Source organism: Streptomyces subrutilus, assembly GCF_001746425.1.
Taxonomy (GTDB): Bacteria; Actinomycetota; Actinomycetes; order Streptomycetales; family Streptomycetaceae; genus Streptomyces; species Streptomyces subrutilus_A.
The window spans coordinates 589103-609752 of sequence record NZ_MEHK01000001.1 but is presented as its reverse complement, the minus strand read 5'-3'; the positions used below and the strand labels follow the sequence as shown (position 1 = coordinate 609752).

Annotated in this window: 21 protein-coding genes; 13 read left to right on the top strand and 8 right to left on the bottom strand. The window is 73.8% G+C overall.

Going from position 1 to position 20650, the window contains the following annotated elements:
* Nucleotides 1–7 precede the first annotated feature (7 nt).
* A complete protein-coding gene (locus BGK67_RS03675) occupies nucleotides 8–421 on the bottom strand; it encodes a TraR/DksA family transcriptional regulator (RefSeq protein WP_069918533.1) in 414 nt (137 codons plus the stop codon).
* A gap of 498 nt (nucleotides 422–919) precedes the next feature.
* On the opposite strand from BGK67_RS03675, the gene BGK67_RS03670 reads away from it, so the two are divergent.
* The 4 genes from BGK67_RS03670 to BGK67_RS03655 all read left to right on the top strand — a co-directional run bounded on the left by BGK67_RS03670 (nucleotide 920) and on the right by BGK67_RS03655 (nucleotide 4031).
* On the top strand, nucleotides 920–1651 hold the full coding sequence (locus BGK67_RS03670; RefSeq protein ID WP_244291134.1) for a C40 family peptidase: 732 nt from the start codon (nucleotides 920–922) through the stop codon (nucleotides 1649–1651).
* Between the two features lie 92 nt (nucleotides 1652–1743).
* Entirely contained in the window at nucleotides 1744–2127 is a 384-nt protein-coding gene (locus BGK67_RS03665) for a hypothetical protein (protein WP_069918531.1), read from the top strand.
* A gap of 107 nt (nucleotides 2128–2234) precedes the next feature.
* On the top strand, nucleotides 2235–3512 hold the full coding sequence (locus BGK67_RS03660; RefSeq protein ID WP_079153991.1) for a serine/threonine-protein kinase: 1278 nt from the start codon (nucleotides 2235–2237) through the stop codon (nucleotides 3510–3512).
* A gap of 144 nt (nucleotides 3513–3656) precedes the next feature.
* On the top strand, nucleotides 3657–4031 hold the full coding sequence (locus BGK67_RS03655; RefSeq protein ID WP_069918529.1) for a VOC family protein: 375 nt from the start codon (nucleotides 3657–3659) through the stop codon (nucleotides 4029–4031).
* Between the two features lie 56 nt (nucleotides 4032–4087).
* On the opposite strand, the gene BGK67_RS03650 is transcribed toward BGK67_RS03655, so the two are convergent.
* Both BGK67_RS03650 and BGK67_RS03645 read right to left on the bottom strand, forming a co-directional pair.
* Nucleotides 4088–4513 carry an ATP-binding protein gene (locus tag BGK67_RS03650; RefSeq protein ID WP_079153990.1) on the bottom strand — a complete coding sequence of 142 codons (426 nt, stop codon included), beginning with the start codon at nucleotides 4511–4513 and terminating at the stop codon, nucleotides 4088–4090.
* Nucleotides 4514–4580: 67 nt separating this feature from the next.
* Nucleotides 4581–4928 carry an STAS domain-containing protein gene (locus BGK67_RS03645; protein WP_079153989.1) on the bottom strand — a complete coding sequence of 116 codons (348 nt, stop codon included), beginning with the start codon at nucleotides 4926–4928 and terminating at the stop codon, nucleotides 4581–4583.
* Nucleotides 4929–5334: 406 nt separating this feature from the next.
* Here BGK67_RS03645 and BGK67_RS03640 point away from each other — a divergent pair, with 406 nt between their 5' ends.
* From BGK67_RS03640 to BGK67_RS03615, 6 genes are all read left to right on the top strand, one after another.
* Nucleotides 5335–6834 (top strand): PP2C family protein-serine/threonine phosphatase, encoded by a 1500-nt coding sequence (locus BGK67_RS03640; protein WP_079154545.1) that lies wholly within the window; start codon nucleotides 5335–5337, stop codon nucleotides 6832–6834.
* Nucleotides 6831–7913 (top strand): cobalamin B12-binding domain-containing protein, encoded by a 1083-nt coding sequence (locus tag BGK67_RS03635; RefSeq protein WP_069918527.1) that lies wholly within the window; start codon nucleotides 6831–6833, stop codon nucleotides 7911–7913. The genes BGK67_RS03640 and BGK67_RS03635 overlap by 4 nt, the downstream gene beginning before the upstream one ends.
* On the top strand, nucleotides 7910–8338 hold the full coding sequence (locus BGK67_RS03630; protein WP_069918526.1) for an STAS domain-containing protein: 429 nt from the start codon (nucleotides 7910–7912) through the stop codon (nucleotides 8336–8338). Before BGK67_RS03635 ends, BGK67_RS03630 begins: the two co-directional genes overlap by 4 nt.
* A 44-nt stretch (nucleotides 8339–8382) precedes the next feature.
* A complete protein-coding gene (locus tag BGK67_RS03625; RefSeq protein ID WP_244291133.1) occupies nucleotides 8383–8871 on the top strand; it encodes a MarR family winged helix-turn-helix transcriptional regulator in 489 nt (162 codons plus the stop codon).
* Between the two features lie 71 nt (nucleotides 8872–8942).
* Nucleotides 8943–9776 (top strand): alpha/beta fold hydrolase, encoded by an 834-nt coding sequence (locus BGK67_RS03620; RefSeq protein ID WP_069918525.1) that lies wholly within the window; start codon nucleotides 8943–8945, stop codon nucleotides 9774–9776.
* A 205-nt stretch (nucleotides 9777–9981) separates the two neighbouring features.
* Nucleotides 9982–10704, top strand: coding sequence for a scabin-related ADP-ribosyltransferase (locus tag BGK67_RS03615; protein ID WP_069918524.1), 723 nt, complete (start codon nucleotides 9982–9984; stop codon nucleotides 10702–10704).
* A gap of 21 nt (nucleotides 10705–10725) precedes the next feature.
* Here BGK67_RS03615 and BGK67_RS03610 read toward each other — a convergent pair whose 3' ends face one another.
* Nucleotides 10726–11940, bottom strand: a complete 1215-nt coding sequence (locus tag BGK67_RS03610; RefSeq protein ID WP_069918523.1) for a serine hydrolase domain-containing protein — start codon at nucleotides 11938–11940, stop codon at nucleotides 10726–10728.
* Nucleotides 11941–12381: 441 nt separating this feature from the next.
* Between BGK67_RS03610 and BGK67_RS03605 the strand changes: the two genes are divergently transcribed.
* Nucleotides 12382–13482: a C40 family peptidase gene (locus BGK67_RS03605; protein ID WP_069918522.1), complete on the top strand. Its 1101-nt coding sequence runs from the start codon at nucleotides 12382–12384 to the stop codon at nucleotides 13480–13482.
* A gap of 41 nt (nucleotides 13483–13523) precedes the next feature.
* Here the strand turns inward: BGK67_RS03605 and BGK67_RS03600 are convergent, their stop codons facing one another.
* Both BGK67_RS03600 and BGK67_RS03595 read right to left on the bottom strand, forming a co-directional pair.
* Nucleotides 13524–16469 (bottom strand): LuxR C-terminal-related transcriptional regulator, encoded by a 2946-nt coding sequence (locus tag BGK67_RS03600; RefSeq protein WP_432215507.1) that lies wholly within the window; start codon nucleotides 16467–16469, stop codon nucleotides 13524–13526.
* Between the two features lie 20 nt (nucleotides 16470–16489).
* Nucleotides 16490–17359, bottom strand: a complete 870-nt coding sequence (locus BGK67_RS03595; protein WP_167739638.1) for a bis(hydroxyethyl) terephthalate hydrolase — start codon at nucleotides 17357–17359, stop codon at nucleotides 16490–16492.
* A 416-nt stretch (nucleotides 17360–17775) separates the two neighbouring features.
* Between BGK67_RS03595 and BGK67_RS03590 the strand changes: the two genes are divergently transcribed.
* Both BGK67_RS03590 and BGK67_RS03585 read left to right on the top strand, forming a co-directional pair.
* On the top strand, nucleotides 17776–18147 hold the full coding sequence (locus tag BGK67_RS03590; RefSeq protein ID WP_069918519.1) for a DoxX family protein: 372 nt from the start codon (nucleotides 17776–17778) through the stop codon (nucleotides 18145–18147).
* Between the two features lie 132 nt (nucleotides 18148–18279).
* Nucleotides 18280–19536 (top strand): NAD(P)/FAD-dependent oxidoreductase, encoded by a 1257-nt coding sequence (locus BGK67_RS03585; protein WP_069918518.1) that lies wholly within the window; start codon nucleotides 18280–18282, stop codon nucleotides 19534–19536.
* A gap of 65 nt (nucleotides 19537–19601) precedes the next feature.
* Here BGK67_RS03585 and BGK67_RS03580 read toward each other — a convergent pair whose 3' ends face one another.
* Nucleotides 19602–20408 (bottom strand): hypothetical protein, encoded by an 807-nt coding sequence (locus tag BGK67_RS03580; protein ID WP_069918517.1) that lies wholly within the window; start codon nucleotides 20406–20408, stop codon nucleotides 19602–19604.
* Nucleotides 20405–20635, bottom strand: a complete 231-nt coding sequence (locus tag BGK67_RS03575) for a hypothetical protein (protein WP_069918516.1) — start codon at nucleotides 20633–20635, stop codon at nucleotides 20405–20407. The genes BGK67_RS03580 and BGK67_RS03575 overlap by 4 nt, the downstream gene beginning before the upstream one ends.
* Nucleotides 20636–20650: the final 15 nt, after the last annotated feature.

Below are 20650 nucleotides of genomic sequence, written 5' to 3'. Positions count from 1 at the left end.
GGCGGCGTCAAGCGTGACGCGGCGGACGGCGCTGGTCGGACCGGGCGCAGCGGACGCAGGTGGTCGCCGCCGGACGGATCTCCAGACGCTCGGGCGGAATCGTCCCGCCGCAGCCTTCGCACCGCCCGTACTCGCCGCGTTCGAGCCGCTCCAGCGCCCGGTCCAACTCTTCCAGGTGTTCGCGCGCCCGCGCCAGCAAGGCTGCCACGTGGGCCCGCTCGAAGGCCGTGCTGGACCCCTCGGGGTCGTGCTCGTCGTCGACCGCGACCAAGGCGTTCGCCGCGACGATCCCGTCGAAGTCGCGGGTCAGCGCGGCCGTCCGCGCGAGCGTGTCGGCGCGGTCGGCCGCGAGGCGTGCGCGGGCGGCACCGACGGCGGACGAGTCCCGCTCACCCTCGCCATATCGGTTGGAATCGACCATATGGGGTACAACGCCTGGCCGCGGTCCCCGATTCCCCGGTCCCGCGTCCGGACGTCCGGGAGGGATTCCGGGAGCCCACGCGAGGGAGGGTGCCGCTCACGGCGTCGTGGCGGGCACGCCGCCCGCCGCCGGTCCAGTCCGGCCCGCCCAGCGGCCCTTTGACGCCTCGTCAAAACCCCTGGTGAAAGGGGGTTTCCCGGGAGTTTCCCGTTTCCCGTTGCGGTGGGCCACCCGCGCCTCCTCGACACGGAGAGGTGCGGGGGCCCAGTCTCGGAGTGCCGGCGGACGGCCGGTGCGGCTCGGCACGACGAGCACGCCGAACGAACACCACGACGAGAACGGCGACCCGCGGAACACCACCACGGGGACGGGGGAACGGACATGGCGATGCGGAGAACGCTAGGGGCGGCGTTGGCGGCGGTGGCGCTGCTCGCCGCGTGGGGAGGTGCTCACGGCACCCCGGCGGCCGCGGCACCCAGGGCGGCAGGGGCGTGTGACGTGCTCGCACCCGGGGCTTCCGCGGTGGCGGAGGGCGCCGTACGGGCCGCGTGCGAACAGATCGGCGTCTGGTACACCTGGGGCGGCGGCCACGGCCCGCAGCCCGGGCCGACGTACGGTCAGGTCGACCCGAGCGACCCGGACAGCGCACACGATCCGGAGCGGCTCGGCTTCGACTGCTCGGGACTGGTCCGCTACGCCTACGCCCGCGCGGCCGGCGGGGATCCGCTGCCCGGCAACGCGTACCACCAGTTCAACTCACCGGAGGTGAAGCAGCGTTTCACGGCTGCCCAGGGGACCGCGCCGCTACTGCCGGGGGACCTGCTGGCCTGGGGCTCGGGTGGCTCCGTCCACCACATCGCCATCTACCTGGGTGCGGGGAAGATGGTCGAGGCCCGGGAATCCGGCACCCGGATCACCGTCAGCGACGTACGGCTGGGCGGGGACTACGCGGGAGCGGTCCGCATGGCCGCCGCGGCGGCTCCCGGCACCTTCAGCACCTGGGGCACCGATGTCTGGACCCACAAGGAGCCCTCCACCACGAGTCCACGGGTCCACCGGTTTCCCGGCCCGACCATCGTGCGCATCGACTGCCAGAAGCACGCCGAGCCGGTGACGGCGGAGGGCTACACCAACGACGCCTGGTCCTACCTGCCCGAGTACGGGGCGTGGATCACCAACATCTACATCAAGGGCCCCGCCTGGCTGGACGGCGTACGCACCTGCCGCTGAATACCCACCGAACCGCTGCTCACGCACACCCGTCACTCATCACCCATCACCCATCACCCGGCTCCCGAGGGAGCCCACTCCGAGGAGGAAGCATGTCCGCAAGCAAGAAGATCGCCCTGGGTCTCGCCGCCGCCGCACTGGCGGGCGGCATGGCATCCGTGACCGGGCCCGCCGCGGCGACGCCCGCCACCGGAAAGAGCGCGGCCGCCGAATGCGGCGTCCGCGCCGACGGCAAGCTGTGGTGTGGCAACCGGGTCGGAGCCAAGGGCTACGAGCACCGCCGGTACAACTCCGCGGTGCGCGGACCGCTGAACACGAGCCCCAGCTGGTTCCAGTGCTGGGGCCGCGGTGACCAGCACGCCGGCGGCAACAACGTCTGGTACTGGACCAAGCTGGACAACGGCCAGTGGGGCAACGTCCCGGCCGTGGACGTCCACACGTCGGTCGACCCCGCGCCGGGTCTGCGCGAGTGCTGACGCCCTGAGGGCCGCCACCTCCCCGCCAGGAGGTGGCGGCCCTCGCGTGTCGCCGGCGGCCCCTGGGGTAGACGCGGCCTACTGCCAGCGAGTCGAGGAGGTTGCGGATGCCTGCGCGCCCGAGCTCAGCACAGACCGTGGAGATCCGGCCCGGCTCGCTGCTGGGCGACCGATACCGGCTTCAGACCCTCATAGGCTCCGGTGGGACGGCGGACGTGTACCGGGCGGTCGACCACGTCCTGCGGCGCGAGGTCGCGGTGAAGGTGTTCCGTCCCGGAGCGGACACCGTCACCGCCGACCGCTTCTGTGACGAGGCGCGGATACTGGCGCGGCTCTCCCACCGTGCCCTGGTCACCGTGTACGACACCGGCCGCCACGAACACGGCGCCTACATGGTCACGGAATTGATACCCGGCACCACCCTGCGCACGCGCATCACTGCCGGCCCCCTCGCCCCCGTCCAGGTGATCCGGCTCGGCGCCGAGATCGCCTCGGCCCTCGACCACGTACACGCGCACGGCATCATCCACCGGGACATCAAACCTTCCAACGTGCTGCTCGGTGAGGCCGGTTCGCCTTTCCTTGCCGACTTCGGGCTCTCCCGGGCCGTCGACGACCATTCCCGCAGCGGACCGGACACGCTCGTCGGGACCCTCCCCTACATGGCCCCCGAGCAGCTCCTCGGCCAGGGAGCCGGTACGGCCAGCGACGTCTACGCCCTGGGGCTGACGCTGCTGGAAGCGCTCACCGGCGTCCGCGAGTATCTGGGCAATGCCGTCGAGGTGGGTGTCGCGCCGCTCCTGCGTCCCCCGCAGGTGCCCGACCTGCTGCCCGCCGCTCTGGTACGGCTCCTGAAGGCGATGACCGACCAGGACCCGCATTCCCGCCCCGACGCCGCCCGCATCCACCTGGCCCTCCAGGCCATCGGCGCGGCGCCACAGCCGGGCAGGCTGCCGACTCCGCCTCGTGCCCCGACTCCGATGAGCCCGGCCCCGGCGACCCACCGGGCATCCGCCCTGCTCAACCGGCCCTCGAAGACACCCGGCGGCACAAGGCGCCGGTCCCACCGGCGTAGGACGGAAGGGGCCCTGCTGGCCGCGAGCGTGACCGGCGCTGCCCTGTTGCTCGTAGGGGCGACCGCATCCCCTCTCGCGTCCCACGGCAGTCGGCCGACGGCGCCCGAGGCGGCCGCGCGTCCGTCGCACACGCCCCCGCCCCCCACGGCCTCCGCCGTGCCCGCGGCCGCCACCTCGCGCCCCACCCCGCCCGCGGCCGCGGCCCCCGACCGCCCCGCCGCGGCCACTGCGCCCGGCGGGGAACCGACCGGGCCGCGTCACGCGGGCAAGGACAAGGAGCGCAAGGTGAAGAAGGAGCGGAAGAAGTAGCCGACGGTGATGCCCGGCTCGTACGCGGCCGGCGAGATCGGGGGGGGGCCTGGAGTGCGGCCGCGGATGGCCGCCGTGGCGGCGGGTAGACGTCTCCGGTAGGCGTGAGGCGCGTAAGCAGCCGAGAAACGAGGGGTGCGGGAAGTGATTCGAAAGCTGCAGGCAGTCGCTCTCGACTGCGCGGATCCGGTACGGCTCGCACAGTTCTACGCGGACCTGCTCGGCGGCCGGCTGGTCGCGGACCCGAAGGAGCCCGACTGGGTGGAGGTGCACGGCTTCGAGGGAACGCCGCTCGCCTTCCAGCGGGTGGACGGCTACCGACCGCCCGAGTGGCCCGGCCAACAGCACCCGCAGCAGGTCCATCTGGACTTCGACGTGGACGACCTCGAGGCGGAGGAGGAACGGGCCCTCGCACTCGGCGCGACCGTGCTGGAGCGGACGGACCAGCTCCGCCCGGAGGCCGACTGGCGGGTGTACGCGGACCCGGCCGGCCATCCGTTCTGCCTCTGCCGGCACTGAGAGGACCGCAGACCTGCGCGGGTGCGAGAGCGCAGGCCGACTCGGATCAGGTCAGATCAGGCCAGTGGCAGTGTGATGCCGATGGTCTTGCCGGTGGTGTGCATGCTGATGGTGACACGTTGGGCGAGGTGCTGGACGAGAGGCCATCCGAAACCGCCCGGTTGCTCCGGGCTGCCGGTGCGGGTGGCGGGCGGCCGCGGGTTGGCGTCGCTGACGGACAGGTGGAGCATGCCGTCGGCGACGTGGCAGGTCATGGCGGTGACGCCGCCGCCGTGGCGGAGCGCGTTGGTGACGAGTTCCGATGTCGCCAACAGCGCGTCGGCGGCCGCGACGCCGGCGAGGCTGATGCCCGCCTGGTCCAACAGGTCGCTGACGCGGGCGCGGGCGGCGGCCGCGGTGACGGGTGCGTCGGCGCCCGTACGGCCGAGGGCCCCTGCGTGTCCGGGCCCGCGGGTGTCGTCGGCTGCTGCGAGCGGATTCATACGGTCATCGCCTGCCCTCGGTCACGCGGGTCATGCCGCCACGGGCCGGTTCGGATGGGGGCCGGGCTCAGCATGTCATCGCGGTCTCCAGGCTGTCCGTCACGCGCAACGCGCGCCCGGCTCCGGTGATTTGGAACAGTCGGCTGACCGCCGTCCGCAGCGGCCCGGCGATGACGAACGCGGATCCCGCCGCAGCGTGGATCTTCTGGCCGTGGAACAGGGCGTGCAGGATCGACGAGTCCGCGAAGCCGGTCTCGGACAGGTCCACCACGGTGCGGGCCGATCCGTTCGCCACGGCTCCGTCGAGGGCCTCGGTGAGGAAGGGGGCGCTGTCTTCGTCCACATGGCCGCCGACGGTGATGACGGTCACGCCTTCGTCTGTGGTCGCGGTGACCACCGGTTCATCTCTGATCACCCCGACATCTTCCTATACGACCAACCCCGAGATGCCACGTGCTCAAAAGCCTCAACCAGCCCGGCTTCGGGCATTTGCCGCCTGCTTGAGGAGGAGGTGTGATCGCCCGGTGTGGGTGAGGTGGTGGACGGCCGTGCGAACGGGGACGGGTTGCCAGAGCCGCGAAGGGTGGAGGATGGTTGCCGGACGGCAAGGGTTTCCCTTCGATCCAGTGAGGTGAGGGGTTCGCGCAGCGGGCCTTCTATGTGTGCTGAATGACACCCAGGCGACATCCGCCCCGTCCACGGTGGGTTTTCCGTGGACCGAGGCGCCCTATCCCGTCTTCGTAGCGGACTCCCGAGCGACCCTGCTGTTCGTCAACGAAGCGGCCGGGCTGGTCTTTCCCGGCGCCAGCCCGGGCGCGCAGATGCAGAGCGTCCTGCCCGGCTGGCTGACCTCAGCCCACCGGGATGTCGTCCGAGTTCCCCCTCAGAGACCGCAAGCCGCACCGCTGACCACCGCGCACGGCCCGGTCGACGACCGCACCTTCGAGGCGCACCCGACGGCCGCGGAGGACGGCACGGTGGTGTGGTGGCTGGTGGACGACACCGATCACCGCCTGGCGCGCGAAGCGCTGCGCATGGAGAGGGAGCGCACGGCGTTCCTCACGCAGACCTCGAACCTGCTGCTGTCGTCGCTGAACCTGGAGCGGTGCATGGACGTCACGGCGCAGATGGCGGCCGAGCACCTCGCGGACGCGGCGCTGGTGATCGCCCCGTCCCACGGCCGCGTACTGCCGATGGTGGCCTGCCGGCGCGGCGGGACGCCGGCGACGTCGCATCGGGCCGTGGACCCCTCCCAGGTCCCCGGCCTGGGGGAGGCACTGCAGGGGTTCCCGCCCGTTCCGTCCCGCTGGATCGACCCCGCCACCGCGCCGGACTGGCTGGTCCCCGACGGGTTCGGCACGGTCGGCTCGATCGTCATCACCCCCTTGCCCGGACACGGTCTGTCCGCCGGGGCCCTGGTGCTCCTGCGCGGTACGGGCCGGCACGCGTTCACGGAGGGCGAGGAGGTCTTCGCCCGGCTGTTCGCGGCCCGCGCGGGAGCCGCGATGTCCGCCGCCCGCCTCTACGCGGAGCAGGCGTCGATAACCGAGATCCTGATGCGCGAGCTCCTGCCCCCCAGGTTGTGCCAGGTCTCCGGTGTGGACTACGCCGGCGGCTACCGGCCGTCGAAGGACCACGAGAGGGTCGGCGGCGACTTCTACGACGTCCACCCCGCGGCCGTGCAGGGCGACGCGTCCCTCGTCGTCCTCGGTGACGTGTGCGGCAAGGGCCTGCAGGCCGCGGTCATGACGGGCAAGATCCGTACCACGATGCACGCGCTCCTGCCGATGGCCGACGACCACCATCGGGTGCTGAGCCTGCTCAACACCTCGCTGCGCAACACCGAGAACGCCCGCTTCGTCACGATGGTGCTGGCCTCGGCGTCCCGGGTCGGCAACTCGGTGCGGCTGCGGCTGACCAGCGCGGGTCACCCCGCGCCGTTCATCCTCCGCAGGGACGGCCTCGTCGAGGAAGCCCCCACCCGGGGCACGCTCGTCGGCGTGCTGCCCGACCTGGTCACCGAGACGGCAGAGGTGACGCTGGCGCCCGGCGAGACCTGCCTCCTCTACACGGACGGCATCAGCGAGGCGCGCGGCGGCCCGATGGGCGACACCATGTTCGGCGAGGAGCGCCTGCGCCGGGCCCTGTTGGAGTGCGCGGGCATGCCCGCCGAGGCAGTCGTGGAGCGGGTCCAGATGCTCGCCTCCCAATGGGTGGGCACCGGAAAGCACGACGACATGGCCGTCGTCGTCATTGCCGCCCCCCGCACCAACCACCTCAGGGCAGTAGACGGCCACACCCGGGGCAGGTTCACCGCATGAACGCCACCACGACCGCCGCCGCCGGCCCCCGGCAGCTGACCGCCGCACTGTGGGAAGCGGTCCTCGCATTCGACGAGCCCGCCGCGATCACCGCCGTACTCCGCGCCCTGGACGACGGCATGGACGCCGAGACCGTGCTGCTCGACGCGATCGCCGCCGTCCAGGGCCGGGTGGGCGAGGAGTGGGCCGCCAACCGGATCACCGTGGCGCAGGAACACGCGGCGACGGCGATCAGCGAACGGGCCATCGCCGCCCTGGCCCAGCACACCTCCGCCCGGACGGCCCCCGCACTCGGCCGCATCACGGTCACCTGCGTGGACGGTGAGTGGCACGCCCTGCCCGCCCGCCTCCTGGCCGAGGTCCTGCGGCTGCGCGGCTGGCACGTCGACTACCTCGGCGCGCAGGTGCCCACCCCCCACCTCATCGCCCATCTGCACCGCACCGGCCCGGACGCCGTGGCCCTCTCCAGTTCGATCCCCACCCGCCTGCCGACGGCCCACGCGATGATCACCGCCTGCCAGGCCGTCGGCGTCCCGGTCCTGGTGGGCGGCGCCGCCTTCGGACCCGACGGCCGGTACGCGCGCCTGCTCGGCGCGGACGCCTGGGCCACCGACGCCCGTACCGCCGCCGACGACCTGGCCCGCGGCCCGCTGCCCCGGCCCCAGCCCGACCACCAGGCCATCGACGACCTGCCCCACCTGACCGACCAGGAGTACACCCTCGTCGCCCGCACCCGCCCCGACCTCGTACGAGCGGTCCTCACCGGTCTGGAGGAGGCCTACCCGGCGATGCGCGGCTACACCGAACAGCAGCGTGAACGCACCGCCCAAGACCTCGCCCACATCGTGGAATTCCTCGCCACCGCCCTCTACACCGGTGACCAGCAGCTGTTCTCGCGATTCCTGTTGTGGACCGCCGACGTGCTGACCGCGCGCGGCGTACCCGCCCACTCCCTCCTCCCCGCCCTGGAGCTCCTGGGCCGGGAGCTGAAGGACTTCCCGCGCGCGGCCGGCATGCTCCGCGCCGGTGCCGCCGGCCTGACCCGTACTCCCCAGACCACCTCCGGGACCGCCGCATGACGAACCTGCCTTCCGGCCCGCTCCACCTGACGCGCCTCGACACGCCGTACACCACCCGCCTCGAGCTGCGCGGGGAACTCGACCACTACTGCGCCGACCTGCTCCTGGCGGCGGTGGAGCGGGTGCTGGCCGACCGCGCGGACCTGCGAGACCTGCACCTGCAGTGCGCGGGGCTGACCGCGGTCGACTCCGTCGGGCTGTCGGTCCTGCTGATGATCCGCCGCCGCACCGGCACGGCGGACGTGCGCCTGCACATCGAGAAGCGGCCGCTGCGACTGGACCGGCTCCTGGAGCTCACCGGTACGCTGGGCTACCTCACCACCCCGGAGGCCGGGGCGCAGCACACCTCCTCGACGCCGGAGCGGCGATCCGCCGCTTCCGAGGAAGCCATATCGGCCCGCCCCGGGACCACGGACAGCGTCTGACACGGAGCGCGCCGACCCCACCCGCGACCGTGCGGAGCACCCAGATGCCGGCACCGGACCCCGCCGTCCACCGCACCGACAGCCGTGCCCCGGCCCCGGTCAGTGAACTCGGCTCCGTCACGGAGCTGGTGGAACTCCTCGACTCCGTGTGGGAAAGCGCCCGCCGCAGCACCGGCACCACCGCGATCTCCACCGCGCAGCTCCGCCTCATGCACCTGGTGGACCGCCAGCCGGGGATCCGCATGCGCACCCTGTCGCAGCTCCTCGGGGCGGCAGCGCCCTCCGTCACGCGGCTGTGCGACCGCCTGGAAACGGCCGGATACCTCGCCCGCCACCCCTCGCCGCACAGCGGCCGCGAACTCACCCTCCGCCTGACCGCCGCCGGGGCCGCGCGCCTGGCGCAGATACGCGTGCACCGCAGCCGACGGCTCTCCCGTGTCCTCGACACCATGAGCGCCGAGCAGCGCACCGCGCTGACCACGGCCCTCACCGCTCTGTGCCGAGGCATCACGGACACCGCCGACACCCCCTGAGCAAGAGCACCGCGGGGCGCCTGCCGATGTGGTGTGTGCATGGGGTCGGGAGGACCGGAAAGACGCACCCCATGGGGACACCGGAGACGCCGCCGGTCACGGAGGGCCGGTTCCGCCACCGCGGGGCCGAGCTCGTGTACGACGACGCCGGGGCGGGGCCCCTGGCGGTGTACGCGCACGGCGGATTCGTCAGCCAGGCCGTCGAGCGGCGGATGGACCTGTTCGACTGGGCGCCGGTCCTGCGGGCGGGGCGGCGCCTGGTCCGCTACGACGCACGCGGGCACGGCCGCTCCACCGGCCGCCCCGTCGCCGCGGACTACACCTACGCCGCGCTCGCCGACGACCTGCTGAGCCTGCTCGACCACCTGGGCGCCACGGACCGCGTCGACGCGATCGGCGCGTCGATGGGCTGCGGCACCTGTCTGCACGCCGCCGCCCGGGCGCCGGACCGCTTCTCCCGGCTGGTGCTGCTGCTCCCGCCGACGGCCTGGGCGACCCGGGAGGCGTACGCCCGGGCCAACCGGGCCGCAGCTGACACCGTCGAACGGGAAGGGGCGGCGGATTGGCTCGCCGCCCGGGGCGACCCGCACCGCCCCGCCGTCGTCGCCGACGTCCCCGAGTTCCCGCCGACGCCGCCGGAGCCGATCCTGCCGTCCGTCCTGCGCGGTCTGGCCCGCTCCGACCTGCCCCCGCCCCGCACACTGGCCGCGCTGCGCTGCCCGACGCTGATCCTGACCTGGGCGGGCGACCCGGGCCACCCCGTGTCGACGGCGACCGCCCTGGCCGACTGCCTGCCGGAGGCCGAGCTCCACCTGTCCCGTACCCGCGCCGACGTGCGGACCTGGGGGCCGCGCATCGCGGACTTCGTCACGCGTCCCCGCCCCCGCCACGGCCCGGGCGGGTAGCGGCCCCGTCCGCCGGCGGAGCGAGCCGCCGTACGGGGCCCGGTCGGGATGGTCCGCGGGTGGGCCGGCGGTCCGGGGTGGCGGATCCTTTCCCCAGTACGACTGATCCACCCGCACGGGTGGCCCTGGTGCAGCGCGCCCGGCCGGGCCCGGCAGCCGCGCCTATAAAGGGCCCGTCACGTTGATCGACTGATGGGTTCTCACCATGCTGCAGGCCGCTCTGCGAGTGCTCGCCGCCCTCTCCCTCCTCTCCGCCGCCGCCGTCGTCCCGGCAGCGGCGGCTGCCGCCCCGGCCACCGCCCTCCCGGCCCCGGCCCCCGCGGCGGACGACCTGACCACGCCGTGCGGCCCGACGGTCGAGTACCGGGCCTGGGACTGGTGGCGTACGACGACCAATCCGTCGATCGCCCGTTCCGTCGCCTCCACCGCGGTGTCCGAGCGCTGGCAGTGGCGTACGGACGTCAACGCCCTGTGGCGCGGTGACACCCGGGAGACGGTCGAGGAGATCTTCGAGACCGGCTTCACGCCGCGGGGCGAGCAGGTGACCCCGCTGGCGGAGTACATCGTCAAGGGCGGCGGCCAGAACAGCGCCCACCTCAGCACCAGTTGTGAGAAGTGGGTCGCCCAGAAGTTCGCCACCTACGGCAGCGCCAAGACCGGCTGGGTCTACGAGATCCACGCGCCCGGCGGGATCGACGTGAACGCCACCGCCCACCTCAACGACTACAGCTCGCCCTACCTGTGGAACAAGGAGATCGACTTCCCCGGCGGGGTCAAGGGCCGCTACATCAAGGGCGCCTGCAAGTTCCGGCTGACCCACACCGACCCGCAGACCAAGGTCAACACGTACGAGGAGCTCGGCTGCAAGGACAACTCCGGTTTCGCGCCCTACGCAGCGGACGCCGTCCTCGCCGCGGCCCGTCGCTGAGATCGCCGACTCGTCCGGCTCCTACCCGCGCCGCGGGGCTCCGTCGTCCTTGAGGAGTGCGCAGGCGAAGTCCTCCTGGACCGTGCGGAGCCGGGCGAGGAGGGCGGGCTTGTTGCCCTTGCTGGTCTGGGTGTTGATCGAGAAGGTCAGTGACCGGGTGCCGTCGGGGGTGGTGGCGGCGAGCTGGGTGTAGCCGGGGAAGTTCCCGGTGTGGCCGTGGAGGACGCCGCAGCGGGTCGTGTACTGGAAGAGCGCGAGGCCGGCGGCGTTGGTGCCGGGGCCGGCCGGTTCGGACGAGTCGCCGGGGCGGAAGGCGAGCTGTTCCTTGCGGGTCTTCTCCGACAACAGGGCGGGGCCGCCGTACGCGCGGATGAAGACGCCCAGTTCCCGGGGGGTGGAGACGATGCCGCCGGACGCCCAGATCCCCGAGGTGCCGAGGGCTTCGCTGACGTCCTCGGGCTCGGCGGGCGGGCTGACGTCGTAGCCGTGCAGGTACGGGCGCGGGAGGCGGTAGCCCAGGGGCAGGCTGGTCCGGCGCAGCCCGAGGGGGCGGTACACGAGGTCCCGCAGGAGGTCCTCGTAGCGGCGGCCGGTCGCGGCCTCGGCCATGAGCGCGACGGCGATGTTGTCGGAGTTGGAGTACTCGTACAGGCTGCCCGGGCTGAAGAGCAGCGGCTGGTCCGCGACGAAGTCGAGGAGCCCGCGGGGGTCGAAGACGTGCCGGGGATCGGCCTGCAGGATGCTCAGGAACTCGGGATCGGCCGAGTAGTCGGGCAAGCCGCTGGTGTGCTGCAGGAGCTGACGAAGCGTCACCGCGTGCCAGGCGGCGGGCTGGGCGGGCAGACGGCTGCCGATGGTGTCGTCGAGGGACAGGACACCCTGGTCGACGAGTTGGAGCGCGACGGCTCCGCTGTACGCCTTCGCGATGCTGGCGATGCGCATGTGGTCGTCGAGGTCCGGCTTGCGGCCGGTGGAGACGTCCCCGACGCCGGCGGTGTAGACCCGCGTCCGGTCGCCCCGGGTGAGCACGGCGATCACCCCGGGCGGGCCGTCGTCCTGCGCGACGAGCCGTTCGAGCTGCCGCTGGAGGCGCTGTTCGTGGTCCGGGCGTCCACCGGTGGGACCGGGGTCCGCGCCGGCCGCCTGCGCGGAGGGGAGGAGCGCGCCGAGTGCGGCGCCGGTGACGGCGGCGGCGGACAGTCCGGTGCGGAAGCGGCGTACGGCACGGGTGGGCACGGGTGTCTCCCGGTGGGCGGCAGGCGGTCGGCAGAGCCGGTGGGTACCGCCTGCCTAGCAGCCGGGCGTCGGTCGCGGGCCCGCGCCGCGCGCGCCCGCGGCCGGTCGGCGGACACGGAGGTCCCCCGGCACCGGGCGTGTCGCGTGCCGGCGCCGGACGGATCCGGCACGCCCACCGAGCGGCGTCGACGGGGACCCCGCCCGTGCTCTCCGAGAGGGGGATGCCCGCGTCCGGCCGGAACGGGACCGGCCGGCCGAGGGCGAGCGGGAAGCGCGTTCCCACGAGCCCGGTGCGCCCTCTTCGGCAGCGGTCGGAGCGCGCCGTCCGGGGCCGACCTTGCGGCGCGGCCCGGTCGGAGACGGCGTTCGGGCTCCACCCCGTCCCGCCCGCTCCACCGCCGGACGGGTTCGCGGACGCGGCGTCCTGGACAGAATCGGCGCATGTACTCCATGAAGACCGCCCTGACGGCTGCCGCAGCGCTCCTCGCCCTCGCTGCCCCGGCCGCCGCACTCCCCGCCGCTCCGGCGGGCCGTTCCGAGCCCGCCGCGGCGAGTCCGTGCGGCGGTGCGCCGACCTGCTACGTCGACGTGACGGTGGCCCAGGTCTGGGTGAGCCCCGAGCAGGTCCGGCCCGTGGACGCTCCCGCGACCGCCAATCCGGCGGACGTCCGCGGCTGGTTGACGGCCATGTCCCTGGACGAGCGTCGCGACGTGGCCGGGGAGACGCAGGCGCTCCACGGCGCGAAGGTGACCGTCGACCGGACGATGTGGCACGGCGGCCTCCTCTGGGACCACGTATGGGTGCACGGCCAGCCCACCCCCAGGGACGAGGCCGGACGCGGCGCCTACCCCGGTTGGATCCCCGACCGCCAGCTGACCTCCGACAACCGCCGCCCACCCGGTGGTACGCACGAGGAACGGGTCGTACGCCCCACGGCCCGGGGGTTCACCACCGCCGACGCCGCCTTCTCGGGCGCCGGCTCGGGGCCGTTACGCGAGTACTCGTACAACACCGCGTTCCCCGTGAAGGCCGGCCCGCTGCCCGGCGTCGTCACCGCTTACTCCCGCACCGGTGCCCGGGTGTTCTTCCGGGCCGGTGACCTGGCGAAGGCGCCGGCCGCGCCGACCGGCGAGGACGTGGTCGCCGCCGCACGCACCTTCATGGGCCTGCCCTACCTGTGGTCGGGTACCTCCGGATTCGGCTACGACTGCTCCGGGCTGACCGGCCAGGTCTACTCCGCCCTCGGTGTGACGATCCCGCGCGACGCCCAGCCGCAGTTCGACGCGGGCGGCGGACAGGCACCCGCCGGATCGGCCGCCGGGGTGCGCGTCACCGACACGAAGGACCTGAGGCCCGGCGACATCGTCGCCTTCCGCCCCGCCACCGGCACCGAGGTCACCCACGTCGGCATCTACTCCGGGACGAGGAACGGCGAACCGATGATGATCAACTCGCCCCGCACCGGTGACGTGGTGAAGGAGGAACCCTTCGGTTCCACCGGCCGGGTCTACGTGGGCGCCACCCGCTTCCTCACCCGCTGACGGGTGTGCGGCGCCGTCTGGCAGCTGGTGGGCAGGGGGCCTCAGGGCTGTGGGCCGCCGTGTTCGGTGCGGTGCACCAGCCGGGAGAGCTCCGTGCGCGAGCGCACCCCCAGCAGGGCGAAGACGTTGCGCAGGTGGTGGTCGACGGTGCGGGGGCTGACCGAGAGGTTCAGGGCCACCTCCCGGTTGGTCGCGCCCTCGGCCACGCAGCGGGCGATGCGCAGTTGCTGCGGGGTCAGCCGGCCCAGACCACCCGCCGGTACGGGGTCGGGGGCGTCCCCGGTGGCCCGCAGCTCGGCACGGGTCTGCTCGGCCCAGGCCGGGGCCCCGCAGCGCTCGAAGCCGACCAGCGCGTCCCGCAGCCGGTTCCTGGCCTCGGCCGGACGGCGCCTGCGGCGCAGCCACTTCCCGTACAGCATGAGGGTGCGGGCCCGCTCGAAGTCGCCGTGTCCCGTCTCGTGCCGGGACAGGGCCAGGGCGTAGAGGGCGTCGGCCGTGTCGTCCGGGGGTGCGGCCAGGGCGCGGCACCGGGCCAGCTGGGCCGGTGCCTGCGGGTCGGCGCCCTGGTCGGCCCAGAGGGCGAACTCCTCGACGGCCGCTCCCGCTTCCGCCGCGGCCCCGGACAGCACGGCCGCCTCGACGAAGCAGGGCAGGGCGAGCATGCGGACGGCGAAGTGGCCGCGCCCCGGACCCGGCCGGGTCAGCGGGCCGAGGCGGGCGACGGCCTCGAGGGGCCGGCCGCGGCACAGGTCGGCGCGCGCCAGGGCCCATTCGGCCAGGGTGACGGCTTGGAGGAGCCCATGCGGCCGGGCGATCTCCAGGGCCGCCCCGGCGTGTGCGGCGACGGCGGCCGCGTGATCCTCGACGGAAGCGACCAGGGCCAGGATCGCGTGCTGACTCGCCGCCACGTTGCGCTGGCCCGCCCGGTGGGCGGCGCGCAGGCCCTCCTGGGCGTGGGCCCGGGCCCGTGCGTGCTGGCCGGCGCGCAGCTCGGCGTACGCGAGGTGTTCGAGGATCCGGGGTGTCAGCGCGGCCAGCCCCTTCGACCGCGACGCGGCCAGGGCCCGGGCGTTGATCCGGCACGCCGCCGGGATGTCGCCGAGCACCAGCGCGGCGGCGCCGGCCCGTACCAGGCGGGTGGGGTCGTCGTCGTGGTGCGCTCGGTCGAGTACCCGGCGCAGCGGCTGCGCCGCCTCGGTCAGGTGTCCGTCGAGCGCGGTGCGCAGTCCCGTTCTGTAGTCACGCCTCGGATCGGGCGGGGGCGAGGGGAACGGGGGGTGAGCCTGTGACAACGCCTCGTCCTGGGCCGGTACGGGCGGATCGACCGCCGGCGGTGCACCGGCTAGGGCGGGGTCCTGGGAAGGCGCCGGGTGCGGCCCGTCGGCGAGGGCGGCGAGGCACGCGTGGTGGTCACCCGCGGCCCACGCCGCGTCGACCGCCTCCATCCTGGCTTCCAGGGCCGCCTCGGCGTCCAGCGGGTCGAGCCGTTCCGCGGCCATGAGCAGGGCCTGGTAGGCGTCGCCGACCGGCCCGTCCCCGAGGCCCAGGCTGCCGCGGACGCGTTCCGTGCGGCCGTGCACCGTGTCGGGTGAGGCAGCGTCCCGGGTGGCCGCCAGCAGCCGACGCGCCCTGCGGGCGTCTCCTGCCATGCGGGCGTACTCGGCCGCGGCCGTCAGGTGCGCGGTACGGGTGTCCTCGTGGGCGGTGAGATCGGCGGCGCGGGAGAGTGCGGCGGAGCGCTCCGTCGGGGAGGTGGGCGTGCCGGGAGCGGCCGCGGCGACGAGGGCGTCGGCGAGAGCGGCGTCGGGGCCCTGCGCGGCCAGGGCGAGGTGGAGCAGGTGGCGCAGACGGTACCGGTCGGCGTCGGTGACGGAGGCGAGCAGGGCGTGGGCGGCCCGGCGCTGTGATGACGGCGCGCCGGTGTAGACGGTCCGCCGGAGCAGGGAACTGCCGAACGTGACGCGGTCGCCGGCCTGGTACACCACTCTCGCCGCCTCGGCGGGGTCCAGGGCGGCCGGATCCAGTCCGCCCTCGCGGGCGGCGCGCAGGACCGGGGAGGCGTCCGCGCCCGCCGCCGCGGGGTCGGGTTCGTGTGCGGCCGCCGCCAGGAGCAGCAGCTGTCGCGTGGGGGGCGGCAGCGGGGCGAGGCGGGCGCCGAAGACGGCCCACAGGGCGCCGTCCACCAGCGGGCGGGGCAGCGGGCGGTGGCCGCCGAGTTCGTCCGGTGTCAGGCGCTGGGCGAGGGCTGCCAGGACGGCGGGGTTCCCCTCGGCCTCGGACAGCAGCTCCGACCGTACGGACGGGTCCACGTCGGCTCCGGCGAGATCGTGGAGCAGGGCGGTCGCCGCGCGCTCGTCGAGGGGGCCGAGGCGGACCAGGGGCAGCCCCGCGAACTCGGGCTCGTCCGCCCTGTGCTCCGCCGTCGACAGCAGGAGCCCGATGGGGCGGTGGGGCTTGGGCTCGGGGTGACGTGCGGCCGAGGCGAGGAGGGCCCGCGACGGCCCGTCCCACAGGTGTACGTCGTCCACGCAGACGAGCAGCGGGGTTTCCCCGGGAATGTACTGCCGCAGCAGCTGGGTCAGACCGGCCGTTCGCAGGCCCGCCCCGACCCTGTAGGGCGGGGGCGGTGGCGCAGCCGTACCCCCGCCCTCGGATGCCGCGCGCAGCAGCGCGCGCATGCCGTCGTAGGGGCGGGGGTGCGCGGGGAGGGGCCGGGGGCGCAGCACGGGCCCGAGCGTGAACGCGCGGGCGGCCCTGGCCAGGAGAGCGCTCCGGCCCAGTCCTGGCTCCCCCGCGAGGAGGAGCGTCCCGCCGCGGGCGGACCGGAGCTGGGCCCAGAGCGCTTCCACGGCTGCTCTCTCGGTCGTCCGGCCGTATATCCGGCAAGGACGTCGCACGGTCGTCGGTCCGGTCACGCCGGTGAGGTTACTGCCGTGTAAACAGTGGCGGAAGCCTTGCCGCAGCCGGTGGAGGGACCCGGAAGGCATCTCCACCGGCCGGGAGGGGGTCAGGACGTGTGGGGGCAGTTCCCCCGGTACTCCTCGATGGTCGGACCGGGGCTCGGCAGCGGGCAGAGGAACTGTTCGTAGCGGGTGTCGTTGTCGATGAACCGCTTCAGCCACGCGAGGCTGTACTTGCCGATGGTGGTGTTCGAGGTGTTCGGCGTGAAGTGCGTGGCGTTGTCAAGTTCCAGGTACGCCTTGTCGAGCGAGTTCGGCAGGCCGGCGTAGAAGGGCTCCGAGTGGGTGCGGACCGGTGCGATCGAGTCGCCGTCGGCTCCGACGAGCAGGGTCGGCGTCTGGATCTCGGGCCAGGACTTGTCGAGGTTCCAGCCGGTGAGTGCGACCGCTGCCTGGAGCGAGGGCCGGGACTTGGCGGCCTCCAGGGTGCCGCCACCGCCCATGGAGTGGCCCATCACGCCGAGCCGACTGCTGTCGATCCTGCCGCGGACGGAGCTGCGCTGAGTCAAGTAGTCCAGCGCGGCCAGCAGTTGACGCCCTCTGCTGTCGGGCTGGTCGAGGGTGGTGAGCGTGTCGATGGTCAGGACGACGAAGCCCTGGGAGGCCAGTCTCGGGCCGAGCCAGGCGATGGACGACTGGGTGGCGGTATAGCCGGGGGAGATGGCCACGGCGCCGAAGGTGCCGTCGCCGGTGGCGGTCGGGTAGTAGATGGTGCCGCCGCCGAAGCCCGTGACGCCCAGGGACGACACGCTGGTCTGCGCGACCGCGTAGGGGCCGCGGGCGGCCTCGATGCTCGACGTGGTCGGTGCGGGTCCGCGCTCGTACGGGTTGGCCGCGGCCTGAGCCCCGGGCGCCGTAAGTGTGGCGAGGCCGCCGATGGTCAGGAGGGCCGCCAGTGCGGCCAGGTGTGAACGCAGCCGCGCCCTCCCGGAGTCGGCGGACCGGCCCTTCGTACGGGCGTCGGGGCGGGCCTGGGCCTGGTGGGCGAGCTGGGCGTTCCCGGTGTGTTGCTGCTGCACGACGGAGTCGTCCTCTCGGTCGTGGCGGAGTCGGCCGGGCCGGCAGCCGGGGCCCGGCTCGGCGCCTGGGACCGTACTGCCTGCCGGTGGTACCGCCGCTTTGGTTGGCCGGACCACTGTCACGGCGTACCCGGCAGGCGCACATCGGTGGAATCACCGGTCTCGTGGGCGCACGGGGCCGAGGAGACCTGCGGCGGGTGGGGACAGAGCGAGGCGGGTGGACCATACTTACCAACCAGTAATCACGTGCTTGCCCGCGCGTACTCTCCGCCGGCCCCCCCCCCCGCCCCCGCCCCCCCCCCCCGGAGGACCCCATGCCCACTCCCGAACGTTCCGCACTGGCACTGGCCGCGCTCCTCGCCTCCGCGGGCGCCGCGCACTTCATCGCCCCGAAGCAGTTCGACGCCATCGTGCCGCGCGCCCTGCCCGGCAGTCCCCGAGCCTGGACCGCCGCCAGCGGTATCGCGGAGCTGGCCTTGGCCGCGGGCCTCGCGTGTCCGTCGACACGCCGGACCAGCGCCCGCGCCGCCGCCGTCTTCTTCGCGGCGGTGTTCCCGGCCAACGTGAAGATGGCCTACGACTGGCGCGACCGTCCCCTGCCCGAGAAGGCCCTCGCCTCTGCCCGGCTCCCCCTGCAGATCCCGCTGATCCTGTGGGCACGTCACGCCGGTCGGGGCGGCCGGTAGCGCCAAGGCGAATCCGGCGCCAGGTGCATCCGGTGGACGTGGCCACGGCGAAAGGGGAGCATGGAGCGCAAGGACACCCACCCGCAGTGCGACGCACCGGCCGAAGCCCTGAGACGAAGGGGGACGCCACCGATGCGGCAGACCCCTCCCGACGTCATCGTCGTGGGCGCCGGGCTCGCGGGCCTGGCCTGCGCCCTCGACCTGTCCCGGTCCGGGCTGCGGGTCCACCTGCTGGAGGCATCCGACGAGGTGGGCGGGCGCATGCGAACCGACCGCCACGACGGTTTCCTCCTCGACCGCGGTTTCCAGGTCTTCAACACCTCATATCCGCAGGTCAAGAGCCGGGTCAACCTCCGGGAACTGCGCCTGCGCGCCTTCACCCCGGGTCTCCTGCTCAACACCCCGGGGGACGGGCAGGTGCGGATCGCCGACCCGACGCGGGAACCGCGCTCCGCCGCGGCGCTGCTGCCCGGACGGTACTTCGGGGCCCGCGACCTGCTGGGGCTCGCGGCCCTCACCGCCCGGGACGCGCTGCTGCCGCCGAAGCTCCTGAAACGGCGACCCGACCGGACGACGGCGGCCGCTCTGCGGGAGCTCGGCCTGTCCGCCAAGGTCATCGACGAACTGCTCCGGCCGTTCCTCTCGGGTGTGTTCCTGGAGGACGAACTGGAGACGTCCGCCCGGTTCTTCCACCTCGTATGGCGGAGCATGGCACGCGGCAGCCTGTGCCTGCCCGCCGAGGGCATCGGCGCGGTACCCGCTCAGCTGGCCGCGTCCCTGAAACCGGGCACACTGCGGTTCGGGACGCCCGTGGCCGCCCTGACAGATGACGGCGTCCTCCTCGATGACGGCTCCGAACTGCCGGCCGACGCGGTCGTCGTGGCCACGGCCGCACCGGCCGCCGCCCGCCTCCTGCCCGGCCTCCACGTGCCCGGCGGGCGAACGGTGACGACGTACTACCACGCCACCGCACGCTCCCCGCTGCGCGAACCGACGCTGCTGATCGACGGCCGGCACGCGTTCCTCAACACCGGCGTCCTCAGCGAGGTCGCCCCCACCTACGCCCCGCGGGGGACGGCGCTCGTGTCCACTTCGGTCCTGGGGGCCGACCGGCCGGGCCGGGAGCACTCCCTGCGGGACGCGCTCGCCGAGGCGTACGCGGCGGACACCGCCGACTGGCAGTTGATCACCGCCCGAACCGTCGAGCACGCACTCCCCGCCATGGCACCGCCCTGGCCGCTGAGCCGCACGACACGTCACGCGGCCGGGCGGTACGTGTGCGGGGACCACCGCGCCACCGGGTCGGTGCAAGGAGCGCTGGCCTCGGGCACCCGCGCCGCGCGCGAAGTGCTGGCCGACCGCCCGGGACGGGCGCGGCACCCCGCCTGACGCGGCGGCAGCAGCCGTAAGGAGCCCGGCCGACAACTCCGACCGGGCTCCTTCCCCCCGGCGTGTCAGGCCTTCCGGCGGGCCGCCCTGTAGAGCTCGGCGGTCAGCGCGGCGGCCTCCTCCCGCGAGGCGCCCGGGCCGCCGGTCACGGACTGCGTCAACTCGAAGACGTTGGCGCCACCGAGGGTGGAGTAGTCGGCCCAGGCGCACACCGGGATCCGGAAGTCCGCCTCGTCCCCCTTCGGGGAGCCGGCCCCCTTGTCGTGGGTCACCTTCACGTCCTGGCACTTCATCAGAGCGCCCTCGAAGCCGGCGGGCTTGACGACCGTGGCGCTTCCGACAGGCTCTATCACGAGCCCCCGCTTTTTCCCGTCGCCTTTGAAGCCCTTCTCGCCGACGCCGGCGAGGTACTTGTCGAGAGCCGCGGCGGGGTCGGCGATGTCGCCGTACAGGCCGTCGAAGCTCAGCCGCCTGCCGCCCACCTTGGCCGGGTCGCCGGAGTCGGGGCTCGGCGCGTTGTAAATGCCGGACACCGCCCGGGCGTTGCCGACCCCGAGGCGCTCGGCCTCCTTCTGCTGCTCGGCGTTCAGCTTGGCGGGCGCGCTGCCCGGGCTCGACTTCCTGTAGGCGCCGACCGACTCCGGGGCGACGAGCTCGTACCCCTTGCTGTGCACGGTGACCCCGCTGTTGCCCACCCGGTCGACGGCACCGGCACCGGCACCGGCACCGGCCCCGTCGCCGTCGCCGTCGAGTACGAAGTACGCGGTGGCGCCGATCACCGCGAGGGCCACGGCGATGCCTGTGATGATCAGGGCCGTCTTCCTCCTCGGAGCCGGCTGCTGCGGGTACGGACCGGGCCGGTCGTGGCTCATGTGTGCTGCCCCCTGTTCGCGCGGACGGCGTGCTTGATCGGCTGGAGAAGAGCCGGGTCGTCCGGGTCGTACGACCCGCCCGACGTCAGATCGACGCAGCGGTCCCCTTCCCGCATCACCGTGCCGTTGCATGGGTCCGCGCTGACGTTCCACTCGATGGCGAACCCGCCGAAGACGATGAGCGCGCCGAGGATGCCCGCGACCAGAGCGCGTGCGTGTCGCTTCACAGCAATCTCCCGTTC

Excerpts from the sequence above, each read along its gene's own strand:
- BGK67_RS03675 (WP_069918533.1), bottom strand. The coding sequence starts at position 421 with ATGGTCGATTCCAACCGATATGGCGAGGGTGAGCGGGACTCGTCCGCC.
- BGK67_RS03665 (WP_069918531.1), top strand. The coding sequence starts at position 1,744 with ATGTCCGCAAGCAAGAAGATCGCCCTGGGTCTCGCCGCCGCCGCACTG.
- BGK67_RS03660 (WP_079153991.1), top strand. The coding sequence starts at position 2,235 with ATGCCTGCGCGCCCGAGCTCAGCACAGACCGTGGAGATCCGGCCCGGC.
- BGK67_RS03650 (WP_079153990.1), bottom strand. The coding sequence starts at position 4,513 with ATGAATCCGCTCGCAGCAGCCGACGACACCCGCGGGCCCGGACACGCA.
- BGK67_RS03640 (WP_079154545.1), top strand. The coding sequence starts at position 5,335 with ATGCAGAGCGTCCTGCCCGGCTGGCTGACCTCAGCCCACCGGGATGTC.
- BGK67_RS03635 (WP_069918527.1), top strand. The coding sequence starts at position 6,831 with ATGAACGCCACCACGACCGCCGCCGCCGGCCCCCGGCAGCTGACCGCC.
- BGK67_RS03630 (WP_069918526.1), top strand. The coding sequence starts at position 7,910 with ATGACGAACCTGCCTTCCGGCCCGCTCCACCTGACGCGCCTCGACACG.
- BGK67_RS03625 (WP_244291133.1), top strand. The coding sequence starts at position 8,383 with ATGCCGGCACCGGACCCCGCCGTCCACCGCACCGACAGCCGTGCCCCG.
- BGK67_RS03620 (WP_069918525.1), top strand. The coding sequence starts at position 8,943 with ATGGGGACACCGGAGACGCCGCCGGTCACGGAGGGCCGGTTCCGCCAC.
- BGK67_RS03615 (WP_069918524.1), top strand. The coding sequence starts at position 9,982 with ATGCTGCAGGCCGCTCTGCGAGTGCTCGCCGCCCTCTCCCTCCTCTCC.
- BGK67_RS03605 (WP_069918522.1), top strand. The coding sequence starts at position 12,382 with ATGTACTCCATGAAGACCGCCCTGACGGCTGCCGCAGCGCTCCTCGCC.
- BGK67_RS03600 (WP_432215507.1), bottom strand. The coding sequence starts at position 16,469 with ATGCCTTCCGGGTCCCTCCACCGGCTGCGGCAAGGCTTCCGCCACTGT.
- BGK67_RS03590 (WP_069918519.1), top strand. The coding sequence starts at position 17,776 with ATGCCCACTCCCGAACGTTCCGCACTGGCACTGGCCGCGCTCCTCGCC.
- BGK67_RS03585 (WP_069918518.1), top strand. The coding sequence starts at position 18,280 with ATGCGGCAGACCCCTCCCGACGTCATCGTCGTGGGCGCCGGGCTCGCG.
- BGK67_RS03580 (WP_069918517.1), bottom strand. The coding sequence starts at position 20,408 with ATGAGCCACGACCGGCCCGGTCCGTACCCGCAGCAGCCGGCTCCGAGG.